The 22,574-nt window shown below is 69.8% G+C and carries 22 protein-coding genes, 1 pseudogene and 1 riboswitch; of the genes and pseudogenes, 22 read left to right on the top strand and 1 reads right to left on the bottom strand.

The window, feature by feature from the left end:
* The first annotated feature begins 24 nt into the window (after positions 1 to 24).
* The 11 genes and pseudogenes from lepB (E0500_RS18170) (at position 25) to E0500_RS18220 (ending at position 9,669) form a co-directional block, all read left to right on the top strand.
* Positions 25 to 792 carry a signal peptidase I gene (gene lepB, locus E0500_RS18170; RefSeq protein WP_131559775.1) on the top strand — a complete coding sequence of 256 codons (768 nt, stop codon included), beginning with the start codon at positions 25 to 27 and terminating at the stop codon, positions 790 to 792.
* Positions 785 to 1,864, top strand: a pseudogene (lepB, locus tag E0500_RS18175) (signal peptidase I); the annotation flags it as partial. The gene lepB (E0500_RS18170) and the pseudogene lepB (E0500_RS18175), both read left to right, overlap by 8 nt.
* Entirely contained in the window at positions 1,752 to 2,819 is a 1,068-nt protein-coding gene (gene lepB / locus E0500_RS18180) for a signal peptidase I (RefSeq protein WP_181587040.1), read from the top strand. The pseudogene lepB (E0500_RS18175) and the gene lepB (E0500_RS18180), both read left to right, overlap by 113 nt.
* Before the next feature lie 81 nt (positions 2,820 to 2,900).
* Entirely contained in the window at positions 2,901 to 3,650 is a 750-nt protein-coding gene (gene lepB, locus E0500_RS18185) for a signal peptidase I (RefSeq protein WP_131559771.1), read from the top strand.
* Complete coding sequence (locus tag E0500_RS18190) at positions 3,640 to 4,146, top strand: NUDIX hydrolase (RefSeq protein WP_131559769.1); 507 nt, start codon at positions 3,640 to 3,642, stop codon at positions 4,144 to 4,146. Before lepB (E0500_RS18185) ends, E0500_RS18190 begins: the two co-directional genes overlap by 11 nt.
* 55 nt (positions 4,147 to 4,201) lie before the next feature.
* Entirely contained in the window at positions 4,202 to 4,510 is a 309-nt protein-coding gene (locus tag E0500_RS18195) for a DUF2469 domain-containing protein (protein ID WP_003965949.1), read from the top strand.
* A 171-nt stretch (positions 4,511 to 4,681) separates the two neighbouring features.
* A complete protein-coding gene (locus E0500_RS18200; protein ID WP_165934869.1) occupies positions 4,682 to 5,062 on the top strand; it encodes a YraN family protein in 381 nt (126 codons plus the stop codon).
* Positions 5,062 to 6,684 (top strand): YifB family Mg chelatase-like AAA ATPase, encoded by a 1,623-nt coding sequence (locus tag E0500_RS18205; protein WP_131559765.1) that lies wholly within the window; start codon positions 5,062 to 5,064, stop codon positions 6,682 to 6,684. The genes E0500_RS18200 and E0500_RS18205 overlap by 1 nt, the downstream gene beginning before the upstream one ends.
* A gap of 31 nt (positions 6,685 to 6,715) precedes the next feature.
* Positions 6,716 to 7,876: a DNA-processing protein DprA gene (gene dprA, locus E0500_RS18210; protein WP_131559763.1), complete on the top strand. Its 1,161-nt coding sequence runs from the start codon at positions 6,716 to 6,718 to the stop codon at positions 7,874 to 7,876.
* Positions 7,877 to 8,180: 304 nt separating this feature from the next.
* Positions 8,181 to 9,017 carry an RNA polymerase sigma factor WhiG gene (gene whiG, locus E0500_RS18215; protein ID WP_131559761.1) on the top strand — a complete coding sequence of 279 codons (837 nt, stop codon included), beginning with the start codon at positions 8,181 to 8,183 and terminating at the stop codon, positions 9,015 to 9,017.
* 94 nt (positions 9,018 to 9,111) lie between these two features.
* On the top strand, positions 9,112 to 9,669 hold the full coding sequence (locus tag E0500_RS18220) for a TetR/AcrR family transcriptional regulator (protein ID WP_131559791.1): 558 nt from the start codon (positions 9,112 to 9,114) through the stop codon (positions 9,667 to 9,669).
* A 208-nt stretch (positions 9,670 to 9,877) separates the two neighbouring features.
* On the opposite strand, the gene E0500_RS18225 is transcribed toward E0500_RS18220, so the two are convergent.
* Complete coding sequence (locus E0500_RS18225) at positions 9,878 to 10,432, bottom strand: peptidoglycan DD-metalloendopeptidase family protein (RefSeq protein WP_131559789.1); 555 nt, start codon at positions 10,430 to 10,432, stop codon at positions 9,878 to 9,880.
* 506 nt (positions 10,433 to 10,938) lie between these two features.
* Between E0500_RS18225 and rpsB the strand changes: the two genes are divergently transcribed.
* From rpsB to E0500_RS18280, 11 genes are all read left to right on the top strand, one after another.
* Positions 10,939 to 11,838, top strand: a complete 900-nt coding sequence (rpsB, locus tag E0500_RS18230) for a 30S ribosomal protein S2 (RefSeq protein WP_131559759.1) — start codon at positions 10,939 to 10,941, stop codon at positions 11,836 to 11,838.
* A 175-nt stretch (positions 11,839 to 12,013) separates the two neighbouring features.
* Entirely contained in the window at positions 12,014 to 12,850 is an 837-nt protein-coding gene (gene tsf, locus E0500_RS18235; protein WP_131559757.1) for a translation elongation factor Ts, read from the top strand.
* A 205-nt stretch (positions 12,851 to 13,055) separates the two neighbouring features.
* Positions 13,056 to 13,814 carry a UMP kinase gene (gene pyrH / locus E0500_RS18240; protein WP_131559755.1) on the top strand — a complete coding sequence of 253 codons (759 nt, stop codon included), beginning with the start codon at positions 13,056 to 13,058 and terminating at the stop codon, positions 13,812 to 13,814.
* A 155-nt stretch (positions 13,815 to 13,969) separates the two neighbouring features.
* Positions 13,970 to 14,527, top strand: a complete 558-nt coding sequence (gene frr / locus E0500_RS18245) for a ribosome recycling factor (RefSeq protein ID WP_131559753.1) — start codon at positions 13,970 to 13,972, stop codon at positions 14,525 to 14,527.
* Positions 14,527 to 15,660, top strand: coding sequence for a phosphatidate cytidylyltransferase (locus E0500_RS18250; RefSeq protein WP_131559751.1), 1,134 nt, complete (start codon positions 14,527 to 14,529; stop codon positions 15,658 to 15,660). The genes frr and E0500_RS18250 overlap by 1 nt, the downstream gene beginning before the upstream one ends.
* 65 nt (positions 15,661 to 15,725) lie before the next feature.
* On the top strand, positions 15,726 to 16,292 hold the full coding sequence (locus E0500_RS44980; protein ID WP_131559749.1) for an NUDIX hydrolase: 567 nt from the start codon (positions 15,726 to 15,728) through the stop codon (positions 16,290 to 16,292).
* 350 nt (positions 16,293 to 16,642) lie between these two features.
* A complete protein-coding gene (gene rlmN, locus E0500_RS18260) occupies positions 16,643 to 17,749 on the top strand; it encodes a 23S rRNA (adenine(2503)-C(2))-methyltransferase RlmN (RefSeq protein WP_131559747.1) in 1,107 nt (368 codons plus the stop codon).
* Positions 17,750 to 17,768: 19 nt separating this feature from the next.
* A riboswitch (TPP riboswitch) is annotated at positions 17,769 to 17,874 on the top strand.
* 89 nt (positions 17,875 to 17,963) lie between these two features.
* Positions 17,964 to 19,049 carry a thiamine ABC transporter substrate binding subunit gene (locus tag E0500_RS18265; protein ID WP_131559745.1) on the top strand — a complete coding sequence of 362 codons (1,086 nt, stop codon included), beginning with the start codon at positions 17,964 to 17,966 and terminating at the stop codon, positions 19,047 to 19,049.
* A gap of 44 nt (positions 19,050 to 19,093) precedes the next feature.
* Positions 19,094 to 20,695 carry an iron ABC transporter permease gene (locus E0500_RS18270; RefSeq protein ID WP_131559743.1) on the top strand — a complete coding sequence of 534 codons (1,602 nt, stop codon included), beginning with the start codon at positions 19,094 to 19,096 and terminating at the stop codon, positions 20,693 to 20,695.
* Positions 20,696 to 21,742, top strand: a complete 1,047-nt coding sequence (locus E0500_RS18275) for an ABC transporter ATP-binding protein (protein WP_131559741.1) — start codon at positions 20,696 to 20,698, stop codon at positions 21,740 to 21,742.
* Positions 21,739 to 22,536, top strand: coding sequence for a maleylpyruvate isomerase family mycothiol-dependent enzyme (locus tag E0500_RS18280; protein ID WP_131559739.1), 798 nt, complete (start codon positions 21,739 to 21,741; stop codon positions 22,534 to 22,536). The genes E0500_RS18275 and E0500_RS18280 overlap by 4 nt, the downstream gene beginning before the upstream one ends.
* Positions 22,537 to 22,574: the final 38 nt, after the last annotated feature.

Here is a 22,574-nt window from a genome sequence, read left to right on the forward strand (position 1 = left end):
GGGGCCGGATAGCATCTGGCCCCGATGGACACCGAAGCACATCACGTGGAGCGCGACCGCTCCTCCCGCCCTTCTGGGGACGAGATCCCATCGGACAACTCCGGCCGGACGCCGGACGGTTCCGAAGAGATCTCGGACACAGCGGAGCCGGAGGGACGGTCGCGTTTCTCGTTCGGCACCCGTGTCGCCGACTGGCTCCCCGGCGGGCGGATCACCCTGACCGCACTGGTTTGCCTGCTTTTCCTGCTGCTGCTCAGCACGTTCGTGATCCAGCCGTTCCAGATTCCCAGCAGCTCCATGGAGCGCGGATTGAGGATCGGGGACCGCGTTCTCGTAAATAAGTTGGCGTACCGTTTCGGTTCCGAGCCGCAGCGGGGTGACGTCGTGGTGTTCGACGGCACCGACTACTTCGGGAACGCCGACTACGTCAAGCGCGTTGTCGGCGTTGGGGGAGACCGTGTGGTCTGCTGCGGCAGGGAGGGGAGGCTTGAGGTGAACGGCCGGTCGGTCGACGAGTCGGCGTTTCTGTACCCGGGGGACAGCCCGTCGGACGTGCCCTTCGACGTGGTCGTGCCCGACGGCACCCTGTTCGTCCTCGGTGACCACCGCAGTGACTCCAGTGACTCCCGCGACCATCTCGGGTCGCCGGGTGGCGGCATGATCCCGGTCGGGAGAGTGATCGGCAGAGCCGACTGGATCACCTGGCCCGTAGGACACATGACGGTCCTGGACCGACCCGGCGCCTACGCGCGCGTGCCCGCCGCGTCCACCGCGGACGGTGCCCATGGGTAACCGCGGCAAACCCCGCGGGGTCGTCAGCAGCCCCGCTGAGAACCTGCTGCCCACCGGCGCCCGACGGTCCGGTGGAGCAGCCCGGCCGAGCCGAGTCGAACGGCGCAAACTCGCCCGTAAGATCAAGCGCCGCAGGCGCCGCTCGGCCCTCAAGGAGATCCCGCTCCTCATAGGTGTCGCCGTGGTCATAGCCCTGGTCCTGAAGACCTTCCTGGTCCAGGCGTTCGTGATCCCGTCGGGCTCGATGGAGAACACGATCCAGATCGGCGACCGGGTCCTGGTCGACAAGCTCACCCCGTGGTTCGGCTCCGAGCCGCAGCGCGGGGACGTCGTCGTGTTCAAGGACCCCGGCGGCTGGCTGGAGGACGAGCAGACGACGGTGAAGCAGGACGACCCCGTCGTGATCAAGCAGATCAAGGAGGGCCTGCAGTTCATCGGACTGCTGCCCTCCGACAACGAACGGGACCTGATCAAGCGGGTCGTCGCGGTCGGCGGAGACACCGTCAAGTGCTGCGACACCCAGGGGCGCGTCACGGTCAACGGCATGCCGCTCAACGAGCCGTACATCCGCACCGGCAACGCACCGTCGTCGATCAAGTTCGAGGTGGCGGTGCCTCCGGGCCGCTTCTGGGTCATGGGCGATCACCGTGCCAACTCCGCCGACTCGCGCTACCACCGCACCGAGTCGTACAACGGCACCGTCTCCGAGGACTCCGTCGTCGGCCGTGCCGTGGTCATCGCCTGGCCCATCGGCAACTGGAGCCAGTTGGAGGAACCGGACACGTACGCGTCCGTGCCGAGCGGGTCGACCACCGCTCTCGGCGCGTCGCATAGGGTGGCCTCAGCGGGTCTGAATGGATTGATCCCGCTCCCGACCCCTGCGGAACTCCCGCTCGTTATGGGAGTGGTGGGCCTGCACCGGATGAGGCGTAGGCGGCGGTACGGCGTGAGGAGTGGATGTGGGGGATTTGGCGGTCGGCGCACGATCCGGACCCGGTGGCCCCGAGGAGCAGCCGGAGCGGCCCGACGAAGCGGCTTCCCCGGCCGCGGAGGACGCGGCGAGCTCCAGGAACGCCGCAGGCCCTGGTGGTACCGGAGGTTCCGCGGGCTCCGGGAGTGACTCCCCGGACGCCCAGAACCGCGGTGACGCCGAGAACCGCAGTGACGCCGAGGGCTCCAGGGACGGCGAGAGCCCCGGGGACGGTGCGGACAACACCGCGGGCGACGATGCGGGAGGCCAGCAGAGGAGGAAGCAGCGGTCCTTCTGGAAGGAACTGCCGCTCCTCGTCGTCATCGCGCTGGTCCTCGCGCTGCTGATCAAGACTTTCCTGGTGCAGGCGTTCTCGATCCCCTCGGACTCGATGCAGAACACCCTGCAGCAGGGCGACCGGGTCCTGGTCGACAAGCTCACCCCGTGGTTCGGCTCCGAGCCCGAGCGGGGCGAGGTCGTCGTCTTCCACGACCCGGACAACTGGCTCTCGGGCGAGCCCACGCCCGAGCCCAACCCCGTGCAGCGCGTGCTCAGCTGGGTCGGCCTGATGCCCTCCTCCGAGGAGAAGGACCTCATCAAGCGGGTCGTCGGCGTCGGGGGCGACACCATCGAGTGCAAGAACACCGGCCCCCTGAGGGTCAACGGCAAGGTGCTGTACGAGCCGTACGTCTACCCGGGCAACACCCCGTGCAGCATGGACGACCAGGGCGGCCAGTTCAAGGTGAAGGTACCCGAGGGCAAAATCTGGGTCATGGGTGACCACCGGCAGAACTCGCTGGACTCCCGCTACCACCAGAACGACAAGAACGAGGGCTTCGTCCCCGTGGGCAGCGTCGTGGGCCGCGCCATCGTCATCGCCTGGCCGCCCACTCGCTGGGACACGCTGCCGATTCCCGACACCTTCGACCAGGACCTGAGCGCCGCGGCTCCCGGTGCGCTCGGTCTCGCGGGAGCGGTTCCGCTGGTGCTGTGGCGCCGGCGCCGCGTCCTTACCGTCGGAAACCCCAGGGTTTCTGGCGGCGGTACCGCCGGGTAGGGTGCCGTCCCAGATCGCCGATCTCCCGCGGCCGCGCACGGTCCTCGGGAGGTTGGCTCTCCGACCTGGGGGAGCACTGGGATGAGCGGGACGACAGGCCGTACGGACGAGGGCCGCGGACGGCTCGGCAGCACGCTGTCGGGACTGGCCGTGGCCCTCGGCTGTGTGCTCTTCCTCGGCGGATTCGCCTGGGGTGCCTTTGTCTACCAGCCGTACACCGTGCCCACCGACTCGATGGCGCCCACCATCACGGCGGGGGACCGGGTCCTCGCCGAGCGGATCGACGGCGGCGCGATCAAGCGCGGTGACGTCGTCGTCTTCAGTCAGAAGAGCTGGGGCGACATGCCCATGGTCAAGCGGGTCGTCGCGGTCGGCGGAGACAAGGTCGCCTGCTGCACGGACGGCAAGCTGACCGTCAACGGCAAGAAGATCGACGAGGCGTACCTCCCCGAGGGCCAGGACGCGGAGGCAATGGGCATCCCGGAGATCACGGTGCCCGAGGGACGGCTCTTCCTCCTCGGCGACGAGCGCAGCGGCTCCCTGGACTCCACGGCCCACCTCACGGAGGCCGGCAGCGGCACGGTGCCGCGCAACTCCGTGGACGCGCGGGTCGATGCCGTCGTCTGGCCCATGGACGGCATGCTGGCCCGCCCCACGGGCTTCGAGACGCTCGGCTCACTCTCGTCGCCGGGTCCGCTGCGGCTGATCACGGCCGCGATCATCGTCGGCGCGGTGCTCGTGCTGGGCGGCGCGGCACACGGGCCGATCGCCCAGCGCATGGCCACGCGTCGGCGCATGACGACGGCGACGGAGCCGGCCCGTGCCCGCTGAGGCGACGTACGAGGGCGGCCTGCGCAAGGTGGCCAGGGTCGTGCTGCTGGACACGCAGGAGCGCGTCCTGCTGCTGCACGGCCACGAACCGGACGATCCTGTGGACGACTGGTGGTTCACGCCAGGCGGCGGCCTGGAGGGCGTGGAGACGCGCGAGGAGGCCGCGCTGCGGGAACTCGCGGAGGAGACCGGCATCACCGAGGTGGAACTCGGCCCGGTGCTGTGGCGGCGCAGATGTTCCTTTCCGTTCGCGGGCCGTCGCTGGGACCAGGACGAGTGGTACTACCTGGCCCGTACGCGTCAGACCACGACCGTGGCCGCAGGCTTCACCGACCTGGAACGCCGCAGCGTCGCCGGAGCACGCTGGTGGACCTGTCAGGAACTGACCGAAGCGCATGAGACGGTGTATCCGACCAGGTTCGCCGAGCTCCTGCGCAGGCTGCTCGACGAAGGTCCCCCGGCCAGGCCCGAGGTCCTCGACACGGAAATCGTCTAGTGGCTCACGGGGCTGGCGCACAATAGGGGGACGCACGGCTGAAGGGGAACATGCCATGAGCGCCGAGGACCTCGAAAAGTACGAGACCGAGATGGAGCTGAAGCTCTACCGGGAGTACCGCGATGTCGTCGGTCTGTTCAAATACGTGATCGAGACCGAGCGACGTTTCTACCTGACCAACGACTACGAGATGCAGGTGCACTCGGTCCAGGGTGAGGTGTTCTTCGAGGTGTCGATGGCGGACGCCTGGGTGTGGGACATGTACCGCCCGGCCCGTTTCGTGAAGCAGGTACGCGTTCTGACGTTCAAGGACGTGAACATTGAGGAGCTGAACAAGAGCGATCTGGAGCTTCCGGGCGGGTGAGTGATCCGGGGCTCCGGGGCTCCCGGGTGGGCGAGGGATCCGGCTCCCGGCCCGATGACGGTGTGGGCCCCTCGTGTGAGTGACGGAGTTGTCCACAGCCGCTGAGTTGTCCACCAAGATCCACTGTGTGGAGGCGGATGCGTGACCGTTGGCGCCGGAGGTGGTGCCGACATGAACACACGCAACACACGCAACGCACGCAGTGCGATCGGCAAGTACGGGGAAGAGCTGGCCGCCCGGCGGCTGACCGAGGCCGGGATGACCGTCCTGGAGCGCAACTGGCGCTGTGGTAGGACCGGCGAGATCGACATCGTGGCCAGGGACGGCGACATCCTCGTCGTCTGCGAGGTGAAGACCCGCAGCAGCGGCAGTTTCGAACATCCGATGGCCGCCGTCACCCCGGCCAAGGCCGGACGCCTGCGTGAACTCGCCGAACACTGGCTCCACGCGCACGGCGGGGCGCCGCCGGGCGGCGTGCGCATCGACCTGGTGGGCGTGGTCCTGCCCGAGCGCGGCGCCGCCGTCGTCGAGCACGTGCGAGGGGTGGCCTGATGGGATTCGCCCGTACGTGTGCGGTGGCACTGGTCGGCGTCGAAGGCGTCGTCGTCGAGGTCCAGGCCGATCTCGAACCGGGTGTCGCGGCGTTCACACTGGTGGGACTGCCCGACAAAAGCCTGACGGAGAGCCGGGACCGGGTCAGGGCGGCCATGGTCAACTCCGGCGCCGAGTGGCCCCAGAAGAAGCTCACCGTGGGGCTGAGCCCCGCGTCGGTGCCGAAGGCGGGCAGCGGATTCGATCTCGCCGTCGCCAGCGCCGTCCTGGGCGCCTCCGAGCGGATCGACCCACGCGTCCTCGCCGACATCGTGATGATCGGCGAGCTGGGGCTCGACGGCCGGGTCCGTCCGGTGCGGGGCATCCTCCCCGCGGTGCTGGCCGCCGCCGACGCGGGCTACGAGCAGGTGGTGGTCCCGGAATGCGCGGCGGCGGAGGCGGCGCTGGTGCCGGGCGTGTCCGTGCTGGGCGTGCGCAGCCTGCGCCAGCTCATCGCGGTGCTCACCGACGAACCCGTACCCGACGAGGAACCGGACGACACCCGCCCGGACCCGCTGATGGCCGGCCTGCGGGTGCCGGGGGTGGGCGCGGCCACAGGCATGCACAGCGTGGGTGCCGCGCACCACGACCACGGGCACGACCTCGCCGACGTCGTCGGCCAGCTCTCGGCGCGGACCGCGGTCGAGGTCGCCGCGGCCGGCGGACACCATCTCTTCCTGGAAGGTCCGCCAGGTGCCGGCAAGACGATGCTCGCCGAGCGGCTGCCGGCCCTCCTGCCGTCGCTGAGCAGGCAGGATTCGCTGGAGGTCACGGCCGTCCACTCGGTGGCCGGCCTGCTGCCCGCGGGCAAGCCCCTGGTCGACGTCCCGCCTTACTGCGCCCCACACCACTCGGCCACCATGCAGGCACTCGTCGGCGGTGGCCAGGGTGTCGCTCGGCCGGGTGCGGTGTCGCTGGCTCATCGAGGGGTGCTCTTCCTGGACGAGACACCCGAGTTCAGCGGCCAGGCCCTCGACGCCTTGCGGCAGCCGCTGGAGGCTGGGCACGTCGTGATCGCTCGCAGTGCGGGCGTGGTGCGGTTCCCGGCGAAGTTCCTGATGGTGCTCGCGGCCAATCCGTGTCCGTGCGGCCGCTTCTCGCAGAAGGACGACCTGTGCGAGTGCCCGCCCCTCTCGATCCGCCGCTACCAGGCCCGCCTCTCCGGCCCGCTCCTCGACCGGGTCGACCTCAGGGTGGAGGTCGACCGTGTGACCCGCTCCGAGCTGACGGAGCGCAGCGCGGGCGGCGAGTCCACGGCGGCGGTCGCCGACCGGGTGCGCGCGGCCAGGGAGCGGGCGGCCGCGCGCCTGGCCGGCACTCCGTGGCGGACGAACAGCGAGGTTCCCGGGCGGGAGCTGCGCAGCCGGTGGTATGCCACGCCGGGCGCCATGGACGAAGCCGAGCGCGGCCTGGAGAGGGGTGCGCTGACCGCGCGGGGCCTCGACCGCGTACTGCGGGTCGCCTGGACCGTCGCAGACCTCGTGGGGCACGACCGGCCGGACGGCATGGACGTCGGCCTCGCACTGCAGTTGCGGACCGGTGTGCCCCGTGGAGTGCCCATGGCGATCGGAGCGCGGTCATGAACAGTGTCCGGCGGCAGAGTGAGGAGCAGCCGTGAGCGCGGGCGGCCTCTCCGAGGCCGAGCGGCTCGACCGGGTCTTTCTTTCCCGGGTCACCGAGCCGGGAGACGAGCTTGGGGGGCGGTGGCTCCGCGAGCTCGGCGTCCGGGAGACGGTGCGGCGGCTCACCGGGGGAGGACGACCGTTGCCGGGGGCCTCGGAGAAGCGATGGGCAGGGCTGCGTGCCCGCGCCGAGCGTGCGGATCCGCAGCGGGACCTCGCGCAGGCACAAGACGCCGGAGCCCGGTTCGTCTGCCCCGGGGACGTCGAGTGGCCCGGGCAACTGGACGACCTGGGGGACACACGGCCCGTCGGGCTGTGGGTGCGGGGGCAGGTCAGTCTGCGGATGTGGGCGTTGCGGTCGGTCGCCGTGGTGGGCGCCCGGGCCTGTACGGAGTACGGGGCCCACATGGCGGCCGAGCTGGGGGCAGGGCTTGCCGAGCGGGGGTGGGTCGTCGTGTCCGGTGGGGCGTACGGCGTCGACGGGGCCGCCCACCGAGGGGCTCTCGGGGCCGCGGGCGCGACCGTCGCCGTGCTGGCCTGCGGGGTGGACCGGCCCTACCCCCGAGGGCACACCCAGCTGATCAGCAGGATCGCCGAACAGGGGCTCGTGGTCGGAGAGCTGCCTCCTGGGGACCATCCGACACCCAGCAGGTTCATCCTCCGCAACCGGGTCATCGCCGCGCTCACGCGGGGGACCGTGATCGTCGAGGCCGCGTACCGCAGCGGCGCGCTCGTGACGGCGCGGGCCGCGCAGCGGCTGGGGCGGTTCACGATGGGCGTGCCCGGACCGGCGACCAGCGGGCTGTCGGCGGGTGTGCACGAGCTGCTGCGCGGCGAGGCCACGCTGGTCACCGATGCCGCCGAGGTGACCGAGCTGATCGGCGACATGGGCGAGCTGGCGCCCGACCGGCATGGGCCCGTACTGCCGCGTGACCTGCTGGAACCAGGGGCCCGGCGAGTCCTCGACGCGCTTCCCGCTCGCCGGGCCGCGACGGCGCGTGCGATCGCCCGCGGTGCCGGCACGGCGGAGGACGACGCGGTCGGCAAACTGTACGAACTCCGAGCACTTGGCTACGTCGAACGACACGGCGAGGGCTGGAAGTTGACACGCCAGGCCATGATCTCCGGCTCATCCGATCGACGCCGATGCTGACCGAGCGTGTTCGGCCGTCCGGGGGAACGCCGACTGCCCCGGCAATTCCCGGAGTTGGTGCCTCCGCGGGGTTACGCAGTGCGACAGATGTGACCCCGGGGAGCGCCCGGCGGAAGGGGTTCGCGTACGGGCGATCCCTCGCCCTTCGCGCACTGCGACGCTCCAGTCACGCTACGCTCACGAGGATTCCGGCGTAGACGGCAGGACGACGCAGACGGCAAGACGCAGACGGCAACTCGACACTGGCAGCAGGCACCAGGTACCAGGCAGCACCAGTTCACGGCAGAACGGCACAAGGCGACGAATGCCCCAGCACCACTCCGGGTCCGATCGGGCGGCAGTTCCCCCAGCCACCCGCGTCGACGTGCGACCGCCCGCCCCCTCGACGCTCGACGAGCTGTGGCGGTCGTACAAGGCGACGGGCGACGAGCGGCTGCGCGAGCAGCTGATCCTGCACTACTCGCCGCTGGTCAAGTACGTCGCGGGCCGGGTGAGCGTCGGCCTGCCGGCCAATGTCGAACAGGCGGACTTCGTGTCGTCCGGGGTGTTCGGGCTGATCGACGCGATCGAGAAGTTCGACATCGACCGGGAGATCAAGTTCGAGACGTACGCGATCACACGCATCCGGGGCGCGATGATCGACGAACTGCGGGCGCTGGACTGGATCCCCCGGTCCGTACGGCAGAAGGCGCGCAACGTCGAGCGGGCCTACGCCACCTTGGAAGCACGGCTGCGCCGCACCCCGTCCGAGGGCGAGGTGGCCGCCGAGATGGGCATCGCCGTGGAGGAACTCCACGCGGTGTTCAGCCAGCTGTCGCTGGCGAACGTGGTGGCCCTGGAGGAGTTGCTGCACGTCGGGGGCGAGGGCGGCGACCGGCTGAGCCTGATGGACACGCTGGAGGACACCGCCGCCGACAACCCCGTGGAGGTGGCGGAGGACCGGGAGCTCAGACGGTTTCTGGCGCGGGCGATCAACACCCTGCCGGAGCGGGAGAAGACCGTCGTCACGCTGTACTACTACGAGGGCCTCACACTCGCGGAGATCGGCAACGTGCTCGGGGTGACGGAGAGCCGGGTCAGTCAGATCCACACCAAGTCCGTGCTCCAGCTACGGGCGAAGCTGGCGAGTTTCGGCCGTTGACCTGGCCGGAGGCCGTCCCGTCGGACGAAGCGTCTCCCGTGGTCGGTGATTCGTCCGTAAAGTGGCTGACGTGCCAAGGATTCGAGCGGCCTCCGTGGCCGAGCACCGGTCGATGCAGCGTGCCGCCCTGCTGGACGCGGCGCGCTCCTTGTTGTCCGAGGGCGGGACGGAGGCGCTGACGTTCCCCGCGCTCGCCGAGCGCACGGGACTCGCGCGGTCGTCCGTGTACGAGTACTTCCGGTCGCGGGCCGCCGTGGTCGAGGAGCTCTGCGAGGTCGACTTCCCCCTCTGGGCGGCGGAGGTCGAGGCTGTGATGGCCGTCGCGGACAGCCCCGAGGGCAAGGTCGAGGCGTATGTGCGGCAGCAGCTGGCGCTGGTCGGGGACCGGCGGCACCGGGCCGTCGTCGCGATCTCGGCGAGTGAGCTCGACGCGGGGGCGCGGGAGAAGATCCGCGCCGCGCACGGTGGGCTCGCAACGATGATCGTCGAGGCGCTGGGTGCCCTGGGGCACACACAGCCCCGGCTGGCCGCGATGCTGCTCCAGGGCGTGGTCGACGCGGCCGTGCGGCGGATCGAGCTCGGCGCGGCGGAGGACCCCGAGTCGATCACCGAGGCGGCGGTCGCGATGGCGTTGCGGGGGGTTCGGGGCTGAGGCTCCGTTACGCCGGTTCATCGATTGCTCCGGTACTCCGGCGATCGGCAGCGCACCCCGGCACCCCGGCAGTCCACCCCGGTATCGCATTCACCAACAGCCACCCCGGTACCCGATCAGCGGCAGTAACTCCGGCATCCCGATTCACCAAGAATCACCCCGGTACTCCGATCATCGGCAGTTACTGCGGTACCACATTCACCTCCAGTCAGCCCGGCACCCCGATCACCGGCAGCAGTCGTGACGGCCCTCTCGCCAGCAGCCACGGGGGCAGCAAGGACAGTGGGTCCAGATAGACGTCGGCTCTGAGCAGGCCCCAGTGAAGGCACGACGACGGGCAGTGGGAGGCGCCGGGTTCGAGGAAGCCCAGGACATCGCCCGCGCCCACCTCGTCGCCCTCCTTCACCGAGGCCCGCACCGGTTCGTAGGTCGTCCGCAGGGGCGGATCGCCCGTGCCTGTCAGCTCCACCGAGACGACTCCGCGCCCCGCGACCAGGCCCGCGAAGGACACACGGCCGGGCGCGACGGCGCGTACCGGGGCATCGGCGGCCGCCGCCAGGTCCACGCCCCGGTGACCGCGGCCGTACGCCGTCGCAGGGGGTTCCCAGCCCCGTAGGACCAACGGGCGCCGGCCCACGGGCCCCACGGGCCAGTTCCGCCCGACGGCCGGTAGGGACGTGTCGGCGCCCGGCGGCCCGGCCGGGCCCTTCCCGGGTTTCGACGACTCCTCCGCGCCGCCAGGTCCGGCCCCCGCGGAGGGCATCTCCCGCCCCGCGGCCGTCGGCGGGACCGCGCCCGCCAAGGACGCGCCAGGCACGTCGTGCCCCTGCCACGCCGAGCCGCCAGCGCCCGCTCCTAACGGGATCGCTCCGGGTGGGATCACCGCCACGGCCGTGACCGTCAGTGCCAGGAGCAGGCGCGGCCACGGCAGGCGCGGCCACGGCAGGTCCAGCCACGTCCACGCACGTCGTTTCGCCGCACATCGTTTCGCTCGCATACGAGCACCGTGCCGCAATGCGGTCGATCATGGCCGGGATCTGTGGACCACCGGCGGGTTGTGGATATCGGCGTCACCCGGGGCCCCTTGGGTCCCGTACACTTCTGGTGGCGACCCGGGCCACCGGGTCGACTTCGCACGCCCCGATACGAGGCCCGTCAGTGGTCCGTATCAGCGCCCCTCGGTCCTTCGCGGCACGGCGCGTCGTGGGCGTCAGGCGCGGGTGCCGTCCGGCACCCGCGGCACAACCGAGAAACACAAGGAGAACGGCCATGGCCGTCGTCACGATGCGGGAGCTGCTGGAAAGCGGCGTCCACTTCGGTCACCAGACCCGTCGCTGGAACCCGAAGATGAAGCGCTTCATCTTCACCGAGCGCAACGGCATCTACATCATCGACCTGCTCCAGTCGCTGTCGTACATCGACCGCGCCTACGAGTTCGTCAAGGAGACCGTCGCCCACGGCGGCACGGTCATGTTCGTCGGCACGAAGAAGCAGGCGCAGGAGGCCATCGCCGAGCAGGCCACCCGCGTCGGCATGCCCTACGTCAACCAGCGCTGGCTGGGCGGCATGCTCACCAACTTCTCGACCGTCTACAAGCGTCTGCAGCGCCTGAAGGAGCTTGAGCAGATCGACTTCGAGGACGTGGCGTCCTCCGGTCTGACCAAGAAGGAGCTGCTGGTCCTCTCCCGCGAGAAGGCCAAGCTGGAGAAGACCCTCGGTGGTATCCGCGAGATGCAGAAGGTGCCCAGCGCCGTCTGGATCGTGGACACCAAGAAGGAGCACATCGCGGTCGGTGAGGCCCGGAAGCTCAACATCCCGGTCGTCGCCATCCTCGACACCAACTGCGACCCCGACGAGGTCGACTACAAGATCCCGGGCAACGACGACGCGATCCGCTCCGTCACCCTGCTCACCCGCGTGATCGCCGACGCCGTCGCCGAGGGCCTCATCGCCCGCTCGGGCGTCAAGACCGAGGGCGAGAAGGCCGCGGGCGAGCCGCTCGCCGAGTGGGAGCGCGACCTGCTTGAGGGTGGCGAGAAGAAGGCCGAGGAGACCCCGGCCGCCGAGGCCACCCCGGCCGCCGAGGCCGAGAAGCCGGCCGAGGCCCCGGCCGCCGAGGCTGCTCCGGCCGCCGAAGCCGCTCCGGCCGCTGACGCCGAGCAGGCCTGACACCAGGGCGTTGACGGCGGGAGCGGCACTGCATCCCACAGCGCCTCCGGCGCGGTGAAGTCCGCTCCCGCCGTTCACCCGTAGGTCAACGGCGCGTCAGAGATCCACGGCTGTATGTGGATCGCAACCCCGTAGATCTTCGATCCTCCAGACTTCGAGAAAGATTCACAGACTCATGGCGAACTACACCGCCGCCGACGTCAAGAAGCTCCGCGAGCTCACCGGCGCCGGCATGATGGACTGCAAGAAGGCGCTGGACGAGGCCGATGGCAACGTCGAGAAGGCCGTCGAGGAGCTCCGCATCAAGGGCCAGAAGGGCGTCGCCAAGCGCGAGGGCCGCTCCGCCGAGAACGGCGCCGTGGTCTCCGTCATCGCCGACGACAACAGCTCCGGTGTCCTGGTCGAGCTGAAGTGCGAGACGGACTTCGTCGCCAAGGGCGAGAAGTTCCAGGCCGCGGCCACGGCCATCGCCGAGCACGTCGCCAGGACCTCCCCGGCCGACATCGAGGCGCTGCTCGCCTCCGAGATCGAGGCCGGCAAGACCGTCCAGGCGTTCGTGGACGAGGCCAACGCCAACCTCGGCGAGAAGATCGTCCTGGACCGCTTCGCGCAGTTCTCCGACGGCTTCGTGACGGCGTACATGCACCGCACGATGCCCGACCTGCCGCCGCAGATCGGTGTCCTCGTCGAGCTCGACAAGCCGAACGCCGAGGTGGCCAAGGGCGTCGCCCAGCACATCGCCGCCTTCGCGCCGAAGTACCTCTCCAAGGAGGACGTCCCGGCCGAGGTCGTCGAGTCCGAGCGCCGCGTCGCCGAGGAGACCACCCGCGCCGAGGGCAAGCCGGAGGCCGCCCTGCCGAAGATCGTCGAGGGTCGCCTCAACGGCTTCTTCAAGGACGCCACGCTGCTGGGCCAGCCGTACGCGCTCGACAACAAGAAGTCCGTCCAGAAGATCCTGGACGAGGCCGGTGTCACCCTGAAGCGTTTCTCGCGCATCAAGGTCGGCATCTGAGTCATTACAGCGATCGACGCGCGACCCCGCTAGGGTCGACAGCAGTCGTCCGAGTCGTCCGTGTCGCTCGCGTATGCCGTCCCGTACACGCGTGACGGACGACAGCAGAATTGACGAGGAGGCCATTGCCGCGCATGGGATGCGAAACGCCCCACCGGCAGTGGCCTTCTTCGTATGTGCAACAGGTGAAAGAGGCGGGAACCCCATGACCACCAAGGCCCAGAAGAGCGATGACGGCAAAGTACGCGGCCGGTTTCTGCTGAAGCTGTCCGGAGAGGCCTTCTCCGGCGGTGGGGGCCTGGGCGTGGACCCCGACGTGGTGCACAAGATCGCCCGCGAGATCGCGGCCGTCGTACGGGACGGCGCGCAGGTCGCGGTCGTCATCGGCGGCGGCAACTTCTTCCGCGGCGCCGAACTCCAGCAGCGCGGCATGGACCGCGCCCGGTCCGACTACATGGGCATGCTCGGCACCGTGATGAACTGCCTCGCCCTCCAGGACTTCCTGGAGAAGGAGGGCATCGACAGCCGGGTCCAGACCGCCATCACCATGGGCCAGGTCGCCGAGCCGTACATCCCGCTGCGCGCCGTGCGCCACCTGGAGAAGGGCCGCGTCGTCATCTTCGGCGCCGGTATGGGCATGCCGTACTTCTCCACCGACACCACCGCCGCCCAGCGTGCCCTGGAGATCGACGCCGAGGCGCTGCTGATGGGTAAGAACGGTGTGGACGGGGTCTACGACTCCGACCCCAAGACCAACCCGGACGCGGTCAAGTTCGACTCCCTCGGCTACGGCGAGGTCATCACCCGCGAACTCAAGGTCGCCGACGCCACGGCGATCACTCTGTGCCGCGACAACAAACTGCCGATCCTCGTGTTCGAGCTTCTGGCGGAGGGAAATATCGCGCGCGCCGTCAAGGGTGAGAAGATCGGCACTCTCGTGGGTGAACAGGACAGCCGGGCCTGACCGGGAACCACCCCTGCCCGGGGGACGGACCCTGACCGGGGGATGGACAATGTTCTGATGGTCGGGAACCGTGCAGGAACAAGACGCGACGCAGCCGGCCGCCGACGTGACAGAGAACAGCAGCCGGGCCTACTCAAGACACGCAGGAGCAAGTGGTGATCGAAGAGACCCTCCTCGAAGCCGAGGAGAAGATGGAGAAGGCCGTCGTGGTCGCCAAGGAGGACTTCGCCGCGATCCGCACCGGTCGTGCGCACCCGGCGATGTTCAACAAGATCGTGGCGGACTACTACGGAGCGCTGACGCCGATCAACCAGCTGGCTTCGTTCTCGGTGCCGGAGCCGCGCATGGCCGTGGTGACCCCGTTCGACAAGAGCGCGCTGCGCAACATCGAGCAGGCGATCCGCGACTCCGACCTGGGCGTCAACCCGAGCAACGACGGAAACATCATCCGGGTGGTGTTCCCCGAGCTCACCGAGGAGCGTCGCCGCGACTACATCAAGGTCGCCAAGACCAAGGGCGAGGACGCCAAGGTGTCCATCCGCTCCGTCCGCCGCAAGGCCAAGGACGCCATCGACAAGCTGATCAAGGACGGCGAGGTCGGCGAGGACGAGGGCCGTCGCGCGGAGAAGGAGCTCGACGACACCACCGCGAAGTACGTCGCCCAGGTGGACGAGCTCCTCAAGCACAAGGAAGCGGAGCTGCTCGAAGTCTGATGAACGAGTCTTCCTGGGGGGCGCCGCCACAAGCCGGGTACTGGGGGCCGTCCGACCACGGGCCTGTCCAGAGGGCTGCCCCGGCGGGTCCCGCGTACGATGCGCACGTGGGTCCGCGTCCATCGCAGACTCAGCAGCCCATGCCCATCGTGCCCGACGTCCCCGCGCATGGCGGAAACCAGGATGACAACCGGGGGGCCGCTCGGATGGGCGGCCCTTCGTTCCGCGACGAGATGCCGCCGGCGCAGCCCCACGGGGTCGCGCCGCAGAAGAAGCCGGAGCCCATGCCCGACGCCCCTCAGCCCACCCCGCAGAAGAAGAGCGCGGGCCGTGACCTGAGCGCCGCGATAGGGGTCGGCATCGGACTCGGGGCGGTGATCGTCGCCTCGTTGTTCATCGTCAAGGCCGTCTTCGTGGGCGTGATCGCGGTCGCCGTGGTGGTGGGCCTGTGGGAGCTCACGTCGCGTCTGCAGGAGCGCAAGTCCATCAAGGCGCCCCTCGTACCGCTCGCGGTCGGTGGCGCGGCGATGGTCGTCGCCGGGTACGTACGGGGCGCCGAAGGCGCGTGGGCGGCCATGGCGCTCACCGCGCTCGCCGTCCTGGTCTGGAGGATGACGGAGCCGCCGGAGAACTATCTCAAGGACGTCACGGCGGGCGTCTTCGCTGCGTTCTACGTCCCGTTCCTGGCCACCTTCGTCGCGCTGATGCTCACCGCGCACGACGGCCCGTGGCGGGTCCTGACGTTCCTGCTCCTCACGGTCGTCAGCGACACGGGCGCGTACGCCGTCGGCTGGCGCTTCGGCACGCACAAGCTGGCCCCGCGCATCAGCCCCGGCAAGACCCGCGAAGGCCTGCTCGGCGCGGTCGCGTTCGCCATGGTGGCCGGCGCCCTGTGCATGCAGTTCCTCATCGACGACGGCACCTGGTGGCAGGGCCTGCTCCTCGGCCTCGCGGTCGCCGCCAGCGCCACGCTGGGCGATCTCGGCGAGTCGATGATCAAGCGCGATCTGGGCATCAAGGACATGGGCACGCTGCTGCCGGGCCACGGCGGGATCATGGACCGGCTGGACTCGTTGCTGCCCACCGCGCCGGTGGCGTGGCTGCTGTTCGTCCTCTTCGTGGGGTCCGGCTGACCGCCGTATCGCCGCTCTCTCCTCACCACCCCTTCCGTTCGTAGGATCACCGCAGGAGGATCCGCGTGACGGGAGGGGTGCGGCGTATGCGGGACCTGCACAGCCTGGACGAACTCCAGGAATGGCTGCGGAGCAACGGCATTCCCTGCGAGTCATGGGGCATCGGCGCCGTGAAATCCGTACGGAACCTGTGGGACGAGATCACCTCCGGCGAGGCGACCCTGTCGGACGACCCGCCGCTTCGCCACGTCTCGGTCGTCAGCGTGCGCATCGGGCAGGACGGAAAGCAGCTCACGGAAGTCGGGCAGCTGATGGCGGGCGGCGCCGAGCGGAAGAGGAACTCGCCGCCCACGGAGAAGATGAAGCCCGGGGAGACGGTGGTCGCGGCGGTGCTGCGGTGCCTGGCCGAGGAACTCGGAGTCCGCGAAAGGGACGTCACCATCGATCCGCTGTCCCTGTCGGTGGCCGTCGAGAAGGTCGTCTCACCCTCGTACCCGGGCCTGCCGAGCGAATACCGTCTCCATACGGTCGACGCCCAGGTCTCCGGCCTCCCCGGAACGAGCTTCACGACGGAAGAGGCCTCCGGCTGCTGGGATGCGGTGATCTCCAGGCACTTCTGGGAGTGGCGGTAGCCGACCCGGCACCGTGGGTACGCGAAGGGCTCGTCGTCCACAGGGCGGCGACCTCTTCTGCGCCCCGGTGGGCCGTCCGGTTGGGGTAGGGTCCTGCGCATGGGGCGGGCGCGTTTACACAAAGACGGGACCTATCACGGTGATCTGCAGTGCAGATACTGCGGTGCACTCATCGAACAGGGCGGGCGGAGCAAGCCGCGGCTGTACTGCCGCTTGTCCCACCGCTTGAAGAACTACGGCGCCCGCGTCATCGGTGTGGTCGGCAGTCTGTTCTGAAGCCGGATCAGCCGTCCGGTGCTGTGATCGCCGAGTGCGGGACCCGGACAACGATCTGCGACACTGGTACGGCCATGCCTAAGCCCGGAGAACTCACTTTCGTCGCGCCGCGCGGAGCCAAGAAGCCGCCGCGGCATCTCGCTGATCTCACGCCTGCCGAGCGCAAGGAGGCGGTGGCCGCGGTCGGGGAGAAGCCGTTTCGTGCGAAGCAGCTGTCGCAGCACTACTTCGCGCGGTACGCGCACGACCCGGAGCAGTGGACCGACATCCCCGCCGGTTCGCGCGCCAAGCTGCGGGAGGCGCTGCTTCCCGAGCTGATGACGGTCGTGCGGCACCTGTCCACGGACCAGGACACGACACGCAAGACCCTGTGGCGGCTCTTCGACGGCACGCTCGTCGAGTCCGTGCTGATGCGCTACCCGGACCGGGTCACCATGTGCATCAGCTCGCAGGCCGGGTGTGGCATGAACTGCCCGTTCTGTGCCACGGGGCAGGCAGGGCTGGACCGGAATCTGTCCACCGCCGAGATCGTGCACCAGATCGTGGACGGGATGCGGGCCCTGAGGGATGGAGAGATCCCGGGTGGGCCGGCGCGGCTCTCGAACATCGTGTTCATGGGCATGGGTGAGCCGCTCGCCAACTACAAGCGCGTCGTCGGTGCCATTCGTGCGCTGACCGATCCCGAGCCGGACGGGCTCGGGCTGTCCCAGCGGGGAATCACCGTGTCCACCGTCGGGCTCGTGCCGGCCATTCACCGGTTCTCCGACGAGGGCTTCAAGTGCCGGCTCGCCATCTCGCTGCACGCCCCCGACGACGAGCTGCGCGACACCCTCGTACCGGTCAACACGCGGTGGAAGGTGCGGGAGGTGCTGGATGCCGGGTGGGAGTACGCGGCGAAGTCCGGGCGGAGGCTGTCCATCGAGTACGCGCTGATCCGGGACATCAACGACCAGGCGTGGCGCGGTGACCGGCTCGGGCGGCTGCTCAAGGGCAGGCCCGTGCACGTCAATCTGATTCCGTTGAACCCGACGCCCGGTTCGAAGTGGACCGCCTCGCGGCCCGAGGACGAGAAGGCGTTCGTCGAGGCGATCGCCGCGCATGGTGTGCCCGTGACTATTCGCGACACCCGTGGGCAGGAGATCGACGGGGCCTGCGGTCAGCTGGCGGCCACCGAGCGGTAATCTGAGCGCGTACATCTCAATATTCCGGCAGGGGAGCGCCACAGCGCTGAGAGTGCGGCAAGGGCCGCAGACCCTCTGAACCTCGCCCAGGTCATTCTGGGTAGGGAGATCGGTCACCACTCAAGCTGTTGCGCCCTGCCCGGGAATCTCGGAGTTGTCCGTTGATCCCGGGCAGGGCCGCGTCTTCTCCTGGTCATCCCCAGGAGGAATCCAAGTGAGTACCAGCAAGAAGGTCGTGGCCGCCGCCATCGGGCTCGGTCTGGCCACGCTGTCCGCGTGCGGGTCGTCCGACTCGGGCAGCGGCGGCTCGGACTCCGGTTCGAAGACCGTCACCCTCGTCAGCCACAACTCCTTCGCCGCGTCCAAGGACGTCCTGAAGGCGTTCGAGAAGGAATCCGGGTACAAGGTCAGGGTTCTCAAGGACGGTGACGCCGGTCAGGCCGTCAACAAGGCCATCCTGACCAAGGACAACCCCCAGGGCGATGTCTTCTTCGGTGTCGACAACACGCTCTTGTCCCGCGCGTTGGACAACGGGCTGTTCCAGTCCTATGAGGCCAAGGGGTCCGAGCAGATCCGGCCGCAGTACCGGGTCGACCAGGACAAGCACCGGGTCACGCCCGTCGACTCGGGCGATATATGTGTCAACTACGACAAGGCTTACTTCAGTAAGCGCAAGCTGAGCCCGCCCACCTCCTTCGACGACCTGGTCAAGCCCGAGTACAAGAACCTCCTCGTCACCGAGAACGCCTCCACCTCCTCGCCCGGCCTCGGCTTCCTGCTCGGGACCGCCGCCAGGTACGGCGACGACCGGTGGCAGGACTACTGGAAGAAGCTCAAGGCGAACGGCGTGAAGGTCGTCGACGGCTGGGAGCAGGCGTACAACGAGGAGTTCTCCGGCTCCGCGGGCGGCAGGAAGGCGAAGGCCGACCGGCCGCTCGTCGTCTCGTACGCCTCCTCGCCGCCCGCCGAGGTCGTCTTCGCCGACCCGAGGCCCGAGACCGCGCCGACCGGGGTGTCGTACGGCACCTGCTTCCGGCAGATCGAGTACGCGGGACTGCTCGGCAACGCCAGGAACAGCGAGGGCGGCAAGGCGTTCCTGGACTTCCTCGTCAGCAAGGAGTTCCAGGAGGACATGCCACTCAACATGTTCGTCCACCCGGTGATCGAGGGGGCGTCGGTGCCCAAGGAGTTCACCGAGTACGGACCCGCCGCCAAGGACCCCGAGACCATGGCGCCCTCGAAGATCGCCGCCAACCGTGACCAGTGGGTCAGGTCGTGGACGTCACTCGTACTGAAGTAGCCGTCGGCGGGAACGGTACGGGGAGCGCGGCGCGGCTCGGGCTCATGGCCCTGCCCGTCGCGTTCTTCGCGGTGTTCTTCGCCTGGCCCGTCGCCGCGATCGTGGCGCGCGGGCTGAAGGTGGACGGCGCTTGGCGGTTCGGGCGGATCGTGGACGTGGTCGCGCAGTCCGACATCCGGCACGTGCTGTGGTTCACCACCTGGCAGGCGCTCGCTTCGACGGCCCTCACGCTGCTGATCGCACTCCCTGGCGCGTATGTCTTCGCGCGCTTCGACTTCCCGGGCAAGCACGTGCTGCGGGCGGTCGTGACGGTTCCGTTCGTGCTGCCGACCGTCGTTGTCGGGACGGCGTTCCTGGCCCTTCTCGGGCGTGGCGGGCTCCTCGACGAGCTGTGGGGCGTACGGCTGGACACGACCGTGTGGGCCATCCTGCTGGCCCACGTCTTCTTCAACTACGCGGTGGTCGTACGGACCGTCGGCGGGCTGTGGGCCCAACTGGACCCGCGTCAGGAGGAGGCCGCACGGATGCTCGGCGCATCGCCGCTGCAGGCCTGGCGCAGGATCACCCTGCCCGCCCTCGCGCCCGCCCTGGCCGCCGCCGCGCTGATGGTCTTCCTCTTCACCTTCACCTCCTTCGGCGTGGTGCAGATCCTCGGCGGGCCGACCTTCTCGACGCTGGAGGTGGAGATCTACCGGCAGACCTCGGAGATCTTCGACCTGGCCACCGCCGCCGTGCTCACGATCGTCCAGTTCGCGGCCGTGGTCGCGATCCTCGCCGTGCACGCCTGGACCGTACGGCGGCGGGAGACCGCCCTGCGCCTGGTCGACGCGGACATCACGGCCCGGCGGCCGCGCGGCGCCGGGCAGTGGGCGCTGCTGGCCGGAGTCCTCGTCACCGTCGTCGTCCTGCTCCTGCTGCCGCTCGCCGTGCTGGTGCAACGCTCCCTGGACGCACCCGGCTTCGGCTACTACCGGGCGCTGGGCGGTGAGGACGGCGGGACCTTCCTCGTCGCGCCGATCGAGGCGATCGGCAATTCGCTGCAGTACGCCCTCGCCGCCACCGCCATCGCCGTGGTGATCGGCTCTCTCGCCGCCGCGGCCCTCACCCGCCGCGACGCGGGCCGTCTGGTCCGCGGCTTCGACGCGCTGCTGATGCTGCCGCTGGGCGTCTCCGCGGTGACCGTCGGTTTCGGTTTCCTGATCGCCCTCGACGAGCCGCCCCTCGACCTGCGCTCCTCCTGGATCCTCGTGCCGCTCGCCCAGGCGCTGGTGGGCGTCCCTTTCGTCGTACGGACCATGCTGCCCGTGCTGCGGGCCGTGGACGTACGGCTGCGGGAGGCGGCGGCCGTGCTCGGGGCGTCGCCGTGGCGGGTGTGGCGGGAGGTCGATCTGCCGATGGTGCGGCGGGCGCTGCTGGTCGCGGCCGGGTTCGCGTTCGCCGTGTCGCTGGGGGAGTTCGGGGCGACGGTGTTCATCGCGCGCCCCGACAGTCCGACGCTGCCGGTCGCCGTGGCGCGGCTGCTCGGTCGGCCCGGTGATCTCAACTACGGCCAGGCGATGGCCCTTTCGACGATTCTGATGGTGGTGTGCGCGGTGGCGCTGCTGGTGCTGGAGCGGCTGCGCACCAACCGGACCGGGGAGTTCTAGATGCTGTTGAGTCTGGAGGACGCGACCGTCCGTTTCGGCGGGCGGGCCGTGCTCGACGCCGTCGGCCTCGATGTCGCCGAACGCGAGATCGTGTGCGTACTCGGGCCCAGCGGCAGCGGAAAGTCGACGCTGCTCCGGGCGGTGGCGGGGCTGCAACCCCTGTCCGCCGGGCGGGTGCTGCTCGACGGGCGGGACCAGACGGGCGTACCCGCGCACAAGCGCGGCGTCGGCCTGATGTTCCAGGACCACCAGCTGTTCCCGCAGCGCGATGTGGGCGGGAACGTGGCATTCGGGCCGCGGATGCACGGCGAGGCGAAGGGCGAACGGGCCGCACGGGTCCGGGAGTTGCTGGAGCTGGTCGGGCTGCCGGGGGCCGAACGCCGGGCCGTGGCCTCCCTCTCCGGCGGCGAGCAGCAGCGTGTCGCGCTGGCCCGCGCCCTCGCCCCGAGGCCCAGGCTGCTGATGCTGGACGAACCCCTGGGTCAGCTGGACCGGTCGCTGCGCGAGCGGCTCGTGGTGGAACTCCGTGAGGTGTTTCACGAGTTGGGCACGACCGTTCTCGCCGTGACGCACGACCAGGGCGAGGCCTTCGCGCTCGCCGACCGGGTCGTGGTGATGCGGGACGGGGGGATCGCCCAGTCCGGCACCCCGCTTCAGGTGTGGCAGTGGCCCGCGGACGAGTTCGTGGCGCGCTTCCTCGGCTTCGACAACGTGGTCGCGGCGACCGTCAGCGGCCAGGTCGCGGACACCCCCTGGGGCAAGGTGCCGGTGCCTGAGGGAGCGCGGCAGGGGCCGGCCGCGCTGTTGGTCAGGCCCGCGGGCGTACGGCTCGTGGAGCCCGCGGAGGGGCTGCGCTGCACTGTGGCGGCGCGGACCTTCCGGGGCACCCACGTCGCCGTCCACCTGCAACCGGAGGACGCGCCGAGGCTGGAGGCGGCGTGTGCCCTGCGGGACGCGCCGGGGCCCGGGGACGAGGTCGGTGTGGCGTTCGACGCAGCGGAAATCGTCCTACTTGGGAAGCCTTCCGCCCTAGGGTCAGGAGCATGACCCCACTCGGACATGACCGCTATTGCGACGAGATCGACAAACAGGTACGGCAGCTGAGAGCGGTGGTGACCTCCGGCGCGGACCTCACGGTGACGGTGCCGACCTGCCCCGACTGGTCCTTGGAGCAGTTGGTGCGGCATATGGGAGGGGCGCTGCGCTGGGTGGACCACATCGTCCGCTCACGGGCGCAGGACGAGGTGCCCGACGACGAGGTGCCGCACTCCCAGGGCCCCGAGGAACAGGGCGACCCGGCCGCACTGGACGCATGGCTCGCCGAGACCGGCGCGTCGGTCGTCGAGGCGATACGCGCGGCCGGCCCCGACACCCCGGTGTGGACCTGGGCCTGGGACCGGAGCACGGCGTTCTGGGCCCGGCGCATGGCCCACGAGATCACGATCCACCGCGCGGACGCGACACTCGCGGCCGGGCTGCCGTACGAGGTGGCGCCCGAGATCGCCGCCGACGCCATCGACGAGTGGCTGCAGATCGTCGAGTTCGTGCAGCGGATGAGGCCGGACGACGCCGCGAGCGCGCTGCGCGGACCGCACCGCAGCATCCACCTCCACGCGACCGACGCCCCGGACGGTGTGAACGCCGAGTGGTTCATCGAGCTCACCGAGGAGGGCCTCGCCTGGCGCCGGGGCCATGAGAAGGCGACGGTGGCGCTGCGCGGACCGCTCACGGAGGTGCTGCTCGCCTTCTACCGCCGGCTCCCGCCCGACGACGGGCGGCTGGAGGTGCTGGGAGATCGTGAGCTGCTGGACTTCTGGCTGGAGCGGGCGACGTTCGGCTGAGCGCGCACAGCGGTGGCCCGCCCCCTGGTCGAGGGGAC

Origin of the sequence: Streptomyces sp. KM273126 (assembly GCF_004337435.2) — a bacterium.
Lineage (GTDB): Bacteria > Actinomycetota > Actinomycetes > Streptomycetales > Streptomycetaceae > Streptomyces > Streptomyces acidicola.